The 13473-nt window shown below is 70.0% G+C and carries 13 protein-coding genes; 6 read left to right on the forward strand and 7 right to left on the reverse strand.

Going from position 1 to position 13473, the window contains the following annotated elements; all coding sequences use genetic code 11:
* Window positions 1-4 precede the first annotated feature (4 nt).
* Entirely contained in the window at window positions 5-763 is a 759-nt protein-coding gene (locus BM417_RS42675; protein ID WP_093605816.1) for a MerR family transcriptional regulator, read from the reverse strand.
* A 153-nt stretch (window positions 764-916) separates the two neighbouring features.
* Between BM417_RS42675 and BM417_RS42680 the strand changes: the two genes are divergently transcribed.
* Complete coding sequence (locus BM417_RS42680; RefSeq protein WP_093605817.1) at window positions 917-1465, forward strand: YbaK/EbsC family protein; 549 nt, start codon at window positions 917-919, stop codon at window positions 1463-1465.
* On the opposite strand, the gene BM417_RS42685 is transcribed toward BM417_RS42680, so the two are convergent.
* Window positions 1462-4872: a WD40 repeat domain-containing protein gene (locus tag BM417_RS42685; protein WP_093605818.1), complete on the reverse strand. Its 3411-nt coding sequence runs from the start codon at window positions 4870-4872 to the stop codon at window positions 1462-1464. The two genes, BM417_RS42680 and BM417_RS42685, sit on opposite strands and share 4 nt — an antisense overlap.
* Before the next feature lie 111 nt (window positions 4873-4983).
* On the opposite strand from BM417_RS42685, the gene BM417_RS42690 reads away from it, so the two are divergent.
* Together BM417_RS42690 and BM417_RS42695 are read left to right on the forward strand one after the other, a co-directional pair.
* The gene (locus tag BM417_RS42690; RefSeq protein ID WP_143139064.1) at window positions 4984-6255 is read left to right on the forward strand and encodes a hypothetical protein; all 1272 of its coding nucleotides are present in this window, start codon (window positions 4984-4986) and stop codon (window positions 6253-6255) included.
* A 60-nt stretch (window positions 6256-6315) separates the two neighbouring features.
* Window positions 6316-6780 (forward strand): hypothetical protein, encoded by a 465-nt coding sequence (locus tag BM417_RS42695; protein WP_093605820.1) that lies wholly within the window; start codon window positions 6316-6318, stop codon window positions 6778-6780.
* Here BM417_RS42695 and BM417_RS42700 read toward each other — a convergent pair whose 3' ends face one another.
* Window positions 6781-7848: an LOG family protein gene (locus tag BM417_RS42700; RefSeq protein ID WP_093605821.1), complete on the reverse strand. Its 1068-nt coding sequence runs from the start codon at window positions 7846-7848 to the stop codon at window positions 6781-6783. It abuts the gene before it with no gap.
* A 126-nt stretch (window positions 7849-7974) separates the two neighbouring features.
* On the opposite strand from BM417_RS42700, the gene BM417_RS42705 reads away from it, so the two are divergent.
* Both BM417_RS42705 and BM417_RS42710 read left to right on the forward strand, forming a co-directional pair.
* Window positions 7975-8949 carry an aminotransferase class III-fold pyridoxal phosphate-dependent enzyme gene (locus BM417_RS42705; protein ID WP_177320931.1) on the forward strand — a complete coding sequence of 325 codons (975 nt, stop codon included), beginning with the start codon at window positions 7975-7977 and terminating at the stop codon, window positions 8947-8949.
* 55 nt (window positions 8950-9004) lie between these two features.
* Window positions 9005-9415, forward strand: coding sequence for a hypothetical protein (locus BM417_RS42710; RefSeq protein ID WP_143139065.1), 411 nt, complete (start codon window positions 9005-9007; stop codon window positions 9413-9415).
* Here BM417_RS42710 and purU read toward each other — a convergent pair.
* Genes purU through BM417_RS42730 form a run of 4 tightly spaced genes read right to left on the reverse strand, consistent with a single transcriptional unit; the run spans window position 9412 to window position 12309 of the window.
* A complete protein-coding gene (purU, locus tag BM417_RS42715) occupies window positions 9412-10263 on the reverse strand; it encodes a formyltetrahydrofolate deformylase (protein WP_322789059.1) in 852 nt (283 codons plus the stop codon). The two genes, BM417_RS42710 and purU, sit on opposite strands and share 4 nt — an antisense overlap.
* A gap of 37 nt (window positions 10264-10300) precedes the next feature.
* Entirely contained in the window at window positions 10301-11026 is a 726-nt protein-coding gene (locus BM417_RS42720) for a maleylpyruvate isomerase family mycothiol-dependent enzyme (protein ID WP_245822740.1), read from the reverse strand.
* A gap of 9 nt (window positions 11027-11035) precedes the next feature.
* On the reverse strand, window positions 11036-11842 hold the full coding sequence (locus BM417_RS42725; protein WP_093605825.1) for an SAM-dependent methyltransferase: 807 nt from the start codon (window positions 11840-11842) through the stop codon (window positions 11036-11038).
* Window positions 11821-12309, reverse strand: coding sequence for a DUF2505 domain-containing protein (locus BM417_RS42730; RefSeq protein ID WP_177320932.1), 489 nt, complete (start codon window positions 12307-12309; stop codon window positions 11821-11823). The genes BM417_RS42725 and BM417_RS42730 overlap by 22 nt, the downstream gene beginning before the upstream one ends.
* On the opposite strand from BM417_RS42730, the gene BM417_RS42735 reads away from it, so the two are divergent.
* Complete coding sequence (locus BM417_RS42735; RefSeq protein WP_245822742.1) at window positions 12308-13408, forward strand: UDP-N-acetylmuramate dehydrogenase; 1101 nt, start codon at window positions 12308-12310, stop codon at window positions 13406-13408. The two genes, BM417_RS42730 and BM417_RS42735, sit on opposite strands and share 2 nt — an antisense overlap.
* The last annotated feature ends 65 nt before the right edge of the window (window positions 13409-13473 follow it).

Below are 13473 nucleotides of genomic sequence, written 5' to 3' on the forward strand. Positions count from 1 at the left end.
GGTATTACAACCGCGTCTCGGCGTAGTGCTTCATGGCGTCACGAGTCCACTCGGCCATGTTGCCGCCGCCGTCGACCTCGAAGTTGACCCGGAACTCGTCCGAGTCGACGTAGAGGTCGCCGAGTCCCTGGTAGGACTCCCGGTTGGGCGTCCAGCTCAGGCAGATCCAGCGGTAGTGGCGGTCGATCAGCTCCTGCGTCTCCGGAGCGTCGATCGCCGTGCCCGCCGTGTACAGGACACCGAGCTTCTGCGCGATCTCCTGCCACTGGGCCATGAACTGGTCCGCGTCGGCACGCGTCCAGCCCTTCATCTTCTTGCGGCTCTCGGCGATGTGCTCACGGGCACCCTCGCCGTAGCGCTCGACGAGCTCGGCCTCGTGCCGTTCCTGCTTCTTCGCGTCGAAGCCGTCGAACAGCTCTTCCATCTTCACTTCGTCCCCTCCTTCCAGTTCTTCGATCGTTCGCGCGACGGTGTGGGCGAGCCGGTCCAGCCGTTGTTGCTCGTCCCGCAGCCACCGGTGGTGGTTGCGCAGGACCGTCAGCTGGTTCGTGCCGTCCAGCACCTTCGCCACCACGTCGAGGCCCAGACCCAGGTCGCGCAGCAGCAGGATCTGCTGAAGGCGGTGCACCTGTTCCTTCTCGTAGTAGCGGTAACCGTTGTCGCCGATCCAGGCCGGCGGCAGCAGCCCGATCGAGTCGTAGTGCCGCAGCGTCCTGGACGTCACCTTCGACATCCGGGCCACCTGGGCGATCGACCAGGCCATTTCGGTTCCCCCTTCGCGCTCTCCCAAGACGTTAAAGGTTGACGCAACGTCAAAGTCAACGCGACTTTTCATTGCACGCGGGGACCTTTCGTACTCTCAGGCAGTACGCGGGGGCCCTGCGTGCGAAAGAAGCCAGGGGGACGGGCTGGCAGGATGGGCGGCGTGTGGACCATCGCCGGGTCTCTCGAACCCGTACCTGTGCTGTCTCGCCTCGACCTCGTTCCGGAACCGGTCGCGCTCGCGCTGAAGACCCTGGACGGCGCTGACCGTGTCGCCGTGGCCGAGATCGACCCGACCCTCGCCGACACCGCCGAGTTCTGCGCGCACTACGGCTCGCCGCTGGAAGCCTCGGCGAACTGCGTGGTCGTCGCGGGCAAACGCGGCGAGGTCGTCCGTTATGCGGCCTGCATGGTGCTGGCGACCATGCGCGCGGACGTGAACGGCGTCATCCGCAAGCGGCTCGACGCGCGCAAGGCGTCGTTCGCGCCGATGGACGAGGCCGTGGCGTTGACCGGCATGGAGTACGGCGGCATCACGCCCGTCGGCGTGCCCGCGGACTGGCCGATCCTCGTCTCGCCGGAGGTGGCCGCCGCCCCCGAACTGATCGTGGGCAGCGGCATCCGGGGCAGCAAGATCCTCATCCCCGGCGACGTGCTGATGAAGCTCACCGGGGCCGAGATCCTTCCCGATCTGGCGCGCTAGCAACCGGAGGCGCACAGCCGGGTGATCACCTGGTCCGGGTCGAGGTTCCACCTGATCACCCGCGGGTCCGGGCCGGACGACGTGAGGTCGCCGTCGGAGTCGAACAGCACGGCGTTGACGGGGCCGGTGTGCCCGGTCAGCGTCGCGACCTGCGCGCCGTCGGCGACCTGCCACAACGTGATCAGGCTGTCGTTCGCGGCCGCCGCCACGGTCGTGCCGTCCGGGCTGGCGGTGACCGCTCCGATGGCACCTCGGCCGGTGACGAGTGTGCGCGCCCTGCCGTCGCGGCCCCACAACGCGACCTCCCCGCCCGCGTCGCCCACCACCAGCAGGTCCGAGCCCGGTACGGCGGCGATCGACTTCACCGCGGGGCCGGTCTCCCGGACGACCTCGACCTGGTCGCCCGCCCACCGCAGCACCCGGCCGTCGGCTCCGCCCGAGATCACGAGGTCGCCGAGCAACGCCACGGTGTTCACCGGACCCGAGTGGGCCGCGGGCAGCGGCCGGCCGGGTTCCGCGGAGTTCAGGTCCCACACCACGATCGTCGCGTCCACGCCGCTGGTCACCGCGCGTTCGCCGGACAGGACCAAGCTCTTGATCGCGCCGCGATGCCCCTGCCAGGTGTGCAGGAGCCGGCCGTCGGTCTGCCACGACGAGAGCGCGCCGCGCGTGTCGGCGACCACGATCTCGGCCGCGGTCCGGAACGCCAGCGCCGTCACGTGCGCGGGCACGTCGATGCGTCCGATCTGCTTGCCCTCGCGGTTCCACAGCAGGACCATCCGGTCGCGCCCGCCGGTGGCCAGCACCGCGCCGTCCGGGGAGAGCGCGATGCCGTCCGGCGGACTCGTGTGGCCGGTCAGAGGGGGCAGCGGCAGGCTCCAGAGGCTCACGCTCTCGTCGCCGCCCGCCGCGAACCAGTTGCCGTCCGGGCTGAGCGCCGCCACGTAGAACGGATGCGTGCGGGTGATCAACCCGGTCAGCCACCCGCCGTCGGGCACCGTCCACCAGCGGATGCTGCCGTCGTCGCTGGTCGACACGACCTTGGTGCCGGTCGCGTCGAACTGCACCGAGTGCACGCCGCCGACGTGCCTGCGCAGCCCGGACGTCTTGCCGGTCGCCAGCACCCGCAGCACCACCTGGTGGTCGTCTCCGCCGGATGCGAGCACACGGCCGTCTGGACTCAACGCAACCGTGCGGACAGCTCCGACGTGATCGGTGAACGTGCGCGCGACGCCGTTCTCCACCACCAACGTGCCCTTCTCGCCACCTGCGGCGAGCACGGACCCGTTCAACGACAACGCGTGGACCTCACCCAGCTCGTGCAGGATCGTGCCCGTCCGTGTCCACTCATCCGTGCGCCACAAGGAGATCAGGCCGTCGGCTGTCGCGACTGCGGCGGTCGATCCGTCCGCTGAGAGCACAAGAGCTCGTACTGCGGCGTCGAGAGAGGTGGTCCGCAACGGCAGGTGCGTTCTGGTGTCCCACAAGGTGATTCGCCGGTCGTCACCCGCGGACACCAGGGTCGTGCCGCCCGGCATGAACGCGAGAGCACGCACGGCGCCGTTGTGCTGCGTCAAAATCGCCGGTGCGGCAGCGGAAGAGGGCGCCCGCAGCAGCACCGAGTGGTCATCGCCCGCAGTGGCGAACAATGAGCTGTCCGCGCTGAACGCGACCGCGCGAACCGGCCCGCGATGATCCTTCAACACCGTCCGCGCGGGCTTGTAGGCCGCAGTGCTCAGCAGTGCTCCACGCGCTTCGGCGGTCGCCGACGTGCGATAGGCGTCCACGGCGAGTTGCGCGGCCGCGTCCGGCCACGACGCGCTGAGGTCCTGTGCCTGCACCGCGATCTGGCGTGATTCGGCGACCTGCTGTTCTCTCAGCGCGGCGTTGCCCTGCACGACGGCCACGGACGTCACCACCAGGCACGCCACGGTCAGCACGGCCAGTGACTTCACCAGCGTGCGCAACCGGCGGGACTGCCGGTCCGCCGCCTGTCTGGAAGCGCTCTCCTCGTCCACCGCCGCCTGCAGGAACTCGCGTTCCAGGTCGTTGGACGACACCGGCCACTCGATCCGGCCTGCCAGTTCGCGCATCGCGGCGAGCCGGGCACCCCGGTAGAGCTCGCCGGGATCGCGGCCGGCCGACTGCCACGCGGCGGCGGCGGTGGTGAAGTCGCGGTGCAGCCGCAACGCCTCCCGGTCGTCGTCGATCCACTGCCGCAATCGGGGCCACGCGCGTACCAGTGCTTCGTGTGCGAGCTCCACAACGCCGTCCGCGACGACGATCAGCCGTGCGTTCGCGAGGACGTTCACGACGTGCGCGGTGTCGGTCGGCCGGCCCGCCGCCATCACCTCATCGAGCGGAGCCCGGCGGCGCAGGTCGTTCACGTCGTCGTGCGTCTGCACGAGCCTGAGCAGCACTGCGCGCGCGACGGCTTGCCCGCGCACGGACAGCTCGGCGTAGGTGCTCTCGGCCGTGGCGGCGACGGCGCCGGTGACCCCGCCGCTCGCCCGGTAACCGTCGAGGGTCAGCCGGCCGCGTTCGCGTCTTCGCCACGTTTCCAGCAACGCGTGCGACAGCAACGGCAGCGCGCCCGACTGCCCGCGCACGTCGGCCATCGCGGCCGCGAGCATGTCCGGCTGCACCTTCAGCCCGGCGCGCATCGCCGGTAGTTCGACGGCGGCCCGCAGTTCGTCGTCGGTCATCGGCCCGACCAGCACCTGGGCATCGCGCAACGCGTCCACCAGGGCGGGCACCGTGGCGCAGTGACCGAGGAAGTCCGCCCGCACGGCGAGCAACACCCGATTGCCGCCGTCGAACAGCGACGCGACGAACGCCTCCCGGTCGACCGCGCTGTCGAAGTGGGTGAACAGCTCCTCGAACTGGTCGACCACCACGAGATCGGCCTGGCCGCCGCGCCAGGTCGTCGGTGTCGCGGTGAGCACCGTCCAGTCGGTCAGAGCCGGCAGCACCCCGGCGTGGATCAACGAGGACTTGCCCGATCCGGACGGCCCGAACACGCCGACGACGCGTTGTCTCCGGATGCGGCCGGCGATGTCGGCGGCGAGGTCGTCCCGTCCGAAGAACCGGTCCGCGTCCTCGATCCCGAACGCCGTGAGCCCGAGGTACGGCGTCGAGTCGTTCTCGCCCGCGGCGGCTTGACGCCAGCGCTGCTCCCATTGGGTCACATCGCCTTCGCATGCCTGGACGTACGCGAGCGCCACCGCGAGCGACGGCAGCTGTTCTCCCGCGGCGGCCTGCGAGAGCGCCGTGGCGGAGTAATGCGCGCGCAGGGCGAGTGTCCGGTAGTTCGGCGAGCCTGCCTTCTCTCTCAGTTGCCGCAGCTCCCAGGCGAATCGCTGGACCGGGCCTTCCTCGGGATCGATCGGCCGCTCTCGTCTACCCACTCGAACTCCAGTTGATCTGAGTTGATTGAAAAGCGCCTGCGCCACTGCCTGATCAACTCAACCCGCTCTAAACCTGGTGCCGCAACGACTTCGGGCTGAGCAGGAGCGATGATGACCAGACGCTGGCGCACAGCACTTCTAGTGGCGTTGACGGGTGCGCTGAGCGCGGCGTTGCCCGTGCAGGCACAAGAGGCGGCAGACGACCTAATCCACAGCCGCCCAACGGGTGCGTTCGCATTGACGCCCGATTGGAGTCTCGAGTCCTCGGCGGCGCAGCTGCAGTCCGCGGTCGGCACCACGACGTCGGTCGCCGCCCTGCTGCGTGACGCGAACCGGGACATCGCGTCCTGCAACAACGCGCAGCAGCAGGCACTCCCGGAGAACTACGGCCGAACGGACTACCCGCTGACGTCCGGGCAGATCCTGCACAGCAGCGAGAAGTTCTGCTGGGACCCCGGTGACAGCAAGGTCGACTACTGGATCCCGCAGGGCGTCACCGGTTCGTCGGACGCGGACGACGACGGCCTGTGGGGCGAGAACCGCATTCTGCTGGTCAGCTGGCACTACGACGACTCCGCGCCGGACAAGGGCGTGCGCGTCTCGTTCGTCGACATGAAGAACCGCAAGTACCGGCACGTGCTGCTGGTCGAGCCGACCGCGAACGCGAACTACAAGGCCGTGCCGATCCACGCCGGCGGGCTCGCCTGGCTCGGCCACTACCTCTACGTGGCCGACACCGACGGCGGCCTGCGCGTGTTCGACGTCGAACGCCTTCTGGAGGTGTCCGACGCGCAGGACAGCATCGGCAAGAGCGGCAGCAACTACTACGCCTACAACTACAAGTACGTGTTGCCGCAGGTCGGCTGGTACCGGCAGTCCGTGCGGACGGACTGCGTGCCGAGCGCTTCCCAGCTGTGCTTCTCGTCGTTGTCGCTGGACCGCAGCACCACGCCGGACACGCTCGTCGTCGGCGAGTACCGCAACGAGCGCAGCACCGACGCCGCCGTCGACGGTGGCCGCGTGGCCCGCTACCGCGTGGACGCCTCGTCCCGGCAACTCGTGCTCACCAACGGCAAAGCCGTGCCGCAGGACGTGGTGACCGTGCCGCGCAGCAACCTCCAGGGCGTGCAGACCTGGGAGGGCCGCTACTACCTCGGTCGCAGCTCGAACCGCAACCACAGCTGGATGCACTCGGGCGTCGTGAACGGCGCCACGGACACCCACAGCTGGGCCATCGGTGGCGAGGACCTCTATCACGAGCACGGCCCGGGAATCACCGCCGGAAAGCTCTGGACGGTCACCGAGCACGCCTGGACCGAGGACGGCAGCACGTTCATCGACCGGCGAGCGATCTTCGCCGTTCCGCTCAGCGAGATCGGCTGAGCCCACTCGACTTCCGCCTCGCTTCGAGGCGGGAAACCCTGACGAACTGGAGGAATCTCTATGCGCAAGCTCGTGCTCGCAGTCTCCATGGCCTTCCTGGCCGTGATGGGCTCCCTGATGCCCGCGACCGCCTCGGCGGAGGCCACGTCGGTGCAGGCGGTGTCCGAGATCGGCGTGGCGGCCGACGGCGTCGAGTTCGCCGTCGCCGGCACGCTGCCGCCCCGCTCGCAGCTGACGTGCCACTCCTACACGGCCGTCGAGATCTGCTACGAGAAGGGCGGCGACCACTGGTGGGTGCAGGACCAGGACTCCGACGGCGCGTCCGCCGGTGTGTACTGGGAGAACATCCGCAACGGCTCGCTGTACCGCAACGGCACCTGCATCACCAGCCTCGGCACGGGCAACTGGGGCCAGTGCAACAAGGACTACTACGAGGACAGCGTGCTGAACGGCTTCCCCTGCACCTGGAACCGCAGCACCGGTGGCGACATCGTCTGCTCGTCGTCGGGCTACCGCTACCAGTGACTAGGACTGGTACTTCTGCAGTAGTGCGATCGCCTCGTCCACGTCGTCCGTGACGAGGATCCACTGCTCGGCCTCCCGGCCCGCCGCGAGCTTCATCACCAGCGGCGCGGCCGGGATCTCGTCCGTCCAGAAGGCCTTGCCCAGGAAGATCATGGGCGCGGCGGGGCCGACGCTGCCGTAGTAGTTCTGCGTGAAGTCCTGGAAGACCTCCTGGACCGTGCCCGCCTTGCCCGGTGTGTAGACGATGCCGCCGGTCGCGACGGTCAGCAGGCCCTCCTCGCGCACCGAGTTCGCGAAGTACTTCGCGTGCAGCTCGCAGGCCGGGTTGGGCGGCTCGTGGCCGTAGAACCAGGTCGGGATGCCGATCGTGCGCGGGGTGTCGAAGCTGCGGATCTCCGGGAACGCCGCGAGCCACCGGCCGATCGACTCGTCGTCGTGGCCGAACGACGGGGCCTGCGCGATGGCGTCGAGGACGTCCTGGTCAACCTCGCCGAGCCGCACGCCCAGCGGCACGGCCTCCATAGCGCCCGGTCCGCCGCCGGTCAGCACGGTGAAGCCCGCGTGGCCCAGTGCGGCGCCCAGTGCTACCGCGTTGCGGTAGCCGTCCGTGCCGCGGGCCAGCGCGTGGCCGCCCATGACCGCGACCGGCGAGCCCGTCAGCGTCTCGTCGAGGGCCTCGGTGATCGAGTGGTCGTGCAGGCGTTCGGCCAGCGCGTGCAACGGGTCCGGGTGGTGGCCCTGCTGCTTGCTGTGCCGGTAGATCTCGGCGTCCGGGGTGTCGGCGTACGACTTGGGGTTCGCCGGGTCGAAGCCCGCGAACAGCTCCTTCGGCGTGTACAGGGACGACCGGTACACCTCGTAGGGCAGGTCGGGGATGACCGGGAAGATCAACGATCCCGCGGCCTCCGCCCGGCGCTGCATACTCTCGCTGAGGGTGCAGCCGAGCAGCAGCGCGCCGTCCAACGGCACCCGCACGTCCTCGCGAGTGAGGTCCAGCCCGATGATGACGGCTTTGCGCAGGTCAGGGGCTGCCCGCAGCTGGTCGAGGTTGGTGATTTCGATCCGCACGAGAAAAAGCCTATGCCCAGGGCGAACCAACGTGGCCTGGAATCCGAATGAGTTATGGGAACTGAGGTCCGCTCGCCATCCCGACGAGCGGCCACGGGCCGCGCTGCCCTGGAAAGGTTCCCCGCAATGGCCACCGAACTGCTGACAGGATGCGCCGCTCGTGGCGCACGAGTGGTAGATCCCCACCGCGTCGAGTACCTCGACTGCGGCGGGTACGGAGTCCCTCTTCTCGGCCACGCCCACCCGGCCGTGGTGCAGGCCGTGGTCGGCCAGGTGCGCCGGCCGTCCCTGCTGGACCGTCTGATGCTCGACCTGGTCACCCCCAACGGGCTCGACCACATCCACACCTTCGCCTCGGCCTCCGAGGCCGCCCAGTTCGCCGTTGCCCTCGCACAGGCGAACGGCCGCCCACGCGTGCTGACCACAGGTGACGTCCCGTACGGCGGCATCGACTCGTTGCGCGCCAATCTGGCCTCCGGCCCACCGGCGTGCGTGCTCGTGGAACCGGTCCGCGGCGCCTCACTCCCGCCGACCGGCTACCTGAGCGCCGTGGCCGAGGTGTGCCGCGAGTCCGGCGCCCTGCTCGTCGTGGACGAGACGCGTTCCGGCCTCGGCCGCCTCGGCGTGTGGTGGGGCGTCGACCTGGACGGCGTGACGCCGGACATCATGCTGGTCGGCGAGGGCCTGTCCGGTGGCGTGCTGCCGATCGCCGCCGTGGTCGCCACGGCCGAGGTCGAGGTGCCGTTGCTGCGCGGCTCGGAAGCCGTGTCACCGCTGGCTTCGGCCGCCGTGAACGCCTGCCTGCGCGTCACGGCCTCCGAAGGCCTGGTGGAACGCGCCAAGCTGCTCGGTGACGAACTGCTGTACGGGTTGCGGGCCGTCGTCGCGGGCAAGGCGCACGCGACCGGGCGTGGGCTGCTGCTCGGCGTCGAGCTGCCGGACAAGCACGCCGCCGACGTGTTCACCGGTGAGTTGCTGAGGTCGCGCGTGCTCGCGGACTTCCGCGGCCGGACGGTCTGCTTCACCCCGCCCGCCGTCATGTCGGCGGAGGACGCGGGGTGGCTGGTCGAGGCGGTGAGCAAGGCGGCCAACAAGATCTGAAAACCGCTCCCGCGCACCGCGCACCCCTGCCATGATCACGGCCTGGGGGTGTGCGGTGCGTTTGCCTGTGGTGCTGATGTTGTTGCTGTTGACCGGTTGTGTGCCCGAGAGCAAGACCTCGCGGGAGCTCGAAGGCCTGGGTGAGCAGATCGTCGACCACTGGGAGGCACGCCAGGAGGTCGCCGACGCGGACTACGAGTACTCGCAGGGCCTCGCGCCCGACGACTACCACCTGCGCCTCGAGGTCACGCTGAAGGCCGAGGCCGTCACCGACCAGGTCGTGGACGAGATCGTCGAGATCGGTGAGCGAGACTGCTGGCTCGGCCCGTGGGACACCTACTACCCGACCTACGTGGTCCGCCGCACCGACGGCACGGAGATCCGTTCGGGCACCTTCCACCTCCGCCCCGAAATGGAGCAGAAGTGGGGACCTCGCACGCCCCAGGTGATCCCCACCAGCCGCTAGAAGATCACCGTCTGGTTGCCGTGCACCAGCACGCGGTCCTCCAGGTGCCACCGCAACCCGCGCGCCAGCACGACCTTCTCGATGTCGCGCCCCTTGCGCACCATGTCGGCCACCGAGTCGCCGTGGTGCACGCGCATCACGTCCTGCTCGATGATCGGCCCGGCGTCCAGGTCGGCCGTGACGTAGTGGCAGGTCGCGCCGACCAGCTTCACGCCGCGGCGGTGGGCCTGGTGGTACGGGCGCGCGCCGATGAACGACGGCAGGAAGCTGTGGTGGATGTTGATCGTGCGGCCGGTCCAGGCGGCGCAGATCTCCGGCGGCAGGATCTGCATGAAGCGTGCGAGCACCACGGCGTGTGGGTCGTGCTTCTCCACCAGTTCGCGTAGCTGGGCGAACGCGGCCTGCTTGCCCATGGGGTCGTTCGAAGGGAACGGCACGTGGTGGAACGGGATGCCGTGCGCGCGCGTGATGTCGCCGAGCTCCGGGTGGTTGCCGATGACGGCGGACACCTCGACGTCGAGCTCGCCGGTCGCGACGCGGGCCAGCAGGTCGTACAGGCAGTGGCCCTCACGAGACACGAGGATGACCACGCGCTTGCGGGAGCCCGTGTCGGTCACCGTCCACGTCGACTGCGCGCCCAGCGCCGCGGCCACCTCGGCGAACCGGGTGCGCAGCTCGTCCACGCCGAACGGCAGGGAGTCCGCGCGGACCTCCTGGCGCGTGAAGAACCAGCCCGTCTCCGGGTCGGTGTGGTAGGCGGCCTCGACGATCCAGCCGCCGTTGTCCGCGAGGAACGACGAGATCCTCGCGATGATGCCGGTGCGGTCCGGGCAGCCGAAGGTGATCACATAGCGACGCTCAGGCGATGACACGCCGCAGAAGTATTCACGCCCTGGGCAGAGCCGCCAACAGGGACTCGTCTCCGGTCACGATCGCGTGGCTCGGGCGGCCCCACAGCGCGCGGTAGATCGCGTCGGCGGTGCCGGCGAGGGTGGCGTCCGCGTCGACGGCCGAGTCGTGCACTCCCGTCACGACCGGTGCCTCGCCAGGCGCGAGCCAGACCTCCCACGTGCGGCCCGCGTCGGCGGCGTGCACGAGGATCCGGCCGGTCGCCTCGATGACGCGCCCGAGCACCAGCTGCCGGGGAACCATGATGGTGAGGAACTCGTCGATGCCGTCCGCGGCGAACTCCGGGTCGAACAGCAGCGTCGGCGGCTCGTGGCCGGTCGCCAGCTCCGCGTCCAACCGGTGGATCGACGTCTCGTGCGCCTGCCTGCGCGCCCAGAAGTCAGCGCGTGAGGGGCCCTGGAAAGTCCATGCCGGCCGGTCGGGCGGCGTGGAGCGCAACCGTTCGAGGAGCAGGGAGGTTCCGCTGTCCCACCAGGAAAGCGCCTCGTCCCACTCCCGCGGCGCCTTCGGCCACTTCGGCCGGCCGTCGTCCGGCGCGGTCGCGACGGCCTGCGCGGCCCACGTGTGCACCTCGGCCTGATGCCGCACGAGATCGAGAACCGTCCACTCAGGACACGAGGAAACGGAGGCGTCCGGCCCTGCCTTCACGGCGGCCGAACGCATCAGCGAAGCCTGGGTCTCGACCTGCGCGACGAAGTCCACAAACCCACCCTAGGGCGCGACGGCCGCCCATTCGAGCGTGATTTCGCCGAGCCGCCACCGCCGCCGGTCGTCCAGCACCGGCCAGCCGCGCTCGCGCAGCAGCCGCGCCGACTCCACCCACCGCGCCCGAGGCCCGAACGGCGCGAACGGCGCCGCGGTGGCCCAGCAGGCGTCCAGTTCGGCCAGCAGCGCGTGCACGCGCTCGCCCGGCACGTTCTTGTGGATCAACGCCTTGGGCAGCCGCTCGGCCAGGTCGGACGGCACGTCGATGCCGGACGGCTTGCACGCCAGCGTGAACCGCAACGGCCCGTCCGCGGACAACGTCACCCACGTGCACCGGCGCCCGATCTCGTCGCACGTGCCCTCGACGATCAACCCGCCGGGAGCCATGCGACCGAGCATCGTGTCCCACGCCTCGAACGCCTGCTCCTCGGTGTACTGGCGCAGCACGTTGAAGGCGCGCAACAACACCGGCCGCGCACCTGCCAGTTCGAAGCCACCGCGCCGGAAGTCCAGGAAGGGCGGATCCGCGACGGCCTTGCCCGCCTCGACCCGGTCGGCGTCGATCTCCAGCCCGAGCACGCGCACGTCCGGCCGCACGACCCGCAGCCGGGAGGCCAGCTCGACGGTGGTGATCGGCGTCGCGCCGTACCCGAGGTCGACCACGAGCGGATCGGCCGCGTCGGCCAGGAAGCCGCCGAGCGTGCCGGTCATCCACCGGTCGACCCGGCGCAGGCGGTTCGGGTTGGTCGTGCCGCGGGTCGCAACGCCGAGCGCGCGGGCCCGGCCGGCCGCTAGCCGCGGTTTGCGAGCCATTGAGAGGTGAACTCGCTCTCCTTGTCGAGCAGCACGACGACCTGCTCGGCGATCAGCTTCTCGATCTTGCCGCCCACGAACGGGATGCTGACCTTGACCTCCCCCGTGAGGGTGAGCTTCGAGCCGGATCCGTTGTCCAGGACCGTGAACGAGCCTTCGAGCCGGCTGGGCACACCGTTGACCGCCACCTCGACCGTGCCGGCACCGGCAGCCCAGGTCTCCGTGCGCTGGATCACCAGGTCGCCGCCGAGCACGGCCTTGACCGCCGACGGCACGTGCTCCGCGGGCACACCCTGCTTGAGCTGGTACGACGTCTGCTCGTCGGTGCTGGAGAACGTCACGAGCGCGGCGCCGGGGCCACCGATCGACGCCAGCCGGTCGCGCAGATAGGTCTCGTCGACCATCGCGCCGTAGACCTTCTCCGCCGAATGGGGTGACGTGGTGTGGTGCTCGATGCGGCGTGCCATGTCGCGGAGGCTACCGTTGACGTCTGTGACCACCACGCAGTCCGTACCTCTGGCCGAGCGCACCACGCTCCGACTCGGTGGCCCGGCCGCGCGGTTCGTCCACGCCACGACCGCCGCTGAGCTGGTCGAAGCCGTGCGAACAGCCGACGCGGCCGCCGACGAGAAGGTCCTCGTGCTCGGTGGCGGCTCCAACCTCGTGATCTCCGACGGCGGCTTCGACGGCACGGTCGTGCACGTCGCCACCAAGGGTTTCCGCCTCGACCCGCTGGGCGGAGGCATCGTCCAGTTCACCGTCGAGGCGGGCGAGGAGTGGGACGCGGTCGTCGCCGAGGCGGTCGCGCAGGGCCTCGGCGGCCTCGAGTGCCTGTCGGGCATCCCGGGCCTCAACGGCGCCACGCCCGTGCAGAACGTCGGCGCGTACGGCGTCGAGATCTCCCAGGTGCTGCAGTCGGTGGACCTGCTGGACCGCCGCAGCGGCAAGGTGCACCAGGTGCCCGCCGCCAAGCTGGGCCTCGACTACCGCACCAGCGTCCTCAAGGGCACGGACAACGCGGTCGTCCTGCGCACCAGGTTCTCGCTGACCTCCGGGGGCATGTCCGCGCCGATCCGCTACGGCGAGCTGGCGCGCGTTCTCGGTGTGGCGCAAGGTGATCGCGTTCCGGCGGACGCCGCCCGCAAGGCCGTGCTGGAACTGCGACGCGGCAAGGGCATGGTGCTCGACGCCACCGACCACGACACGTGGAGCGCGGGCTCGTTCTTCACCAACCCGATCATCGACGACTCGACGTTCAGCGGCGTGCTGATCCGCATCGCCGAACGCCTCGGCGCCGACGTCGACGTGCCGAGCTACCCGGCGGGCCACGGCCAGAAGAAGCTCTCCGCCGCGTGGCTGATCGAACGGGCCGGGTTCCGCAAGGGTCACCAGGGCCCCGGCGGCCGGGTGTCGTTGTCCGGCAAGCACACGCTGGCCCTGACGAACCGCGGCGGAGCCTCGACCGAGGACCTGCTCGACCTCGCGCGCGAGGTGCGCGACGGCGTGCGGGCCGCGTTCGGCGTGGAGCTGCACCCGGAACCGGTCTTCGTAGGCGTTCAGCTGTAAGTCCGTCCGGGTGACTCCGTGTGACGAACCGCTACTTCCCGTGTTTCATTGAGGTAGGGCTTGTT

Origin of the sequence: Lentzea waywayandensis, assembly GCF_900115955.1 — a bacterium.
In the GTDB taxonomy this organism is placed as follows: domain Bacteria; phylum Actinomycetota; class Actinomycetes; order Mycobacteriales; family Pseudonocardiaceae; genus Lentzea; species Lentzea waywayandensis.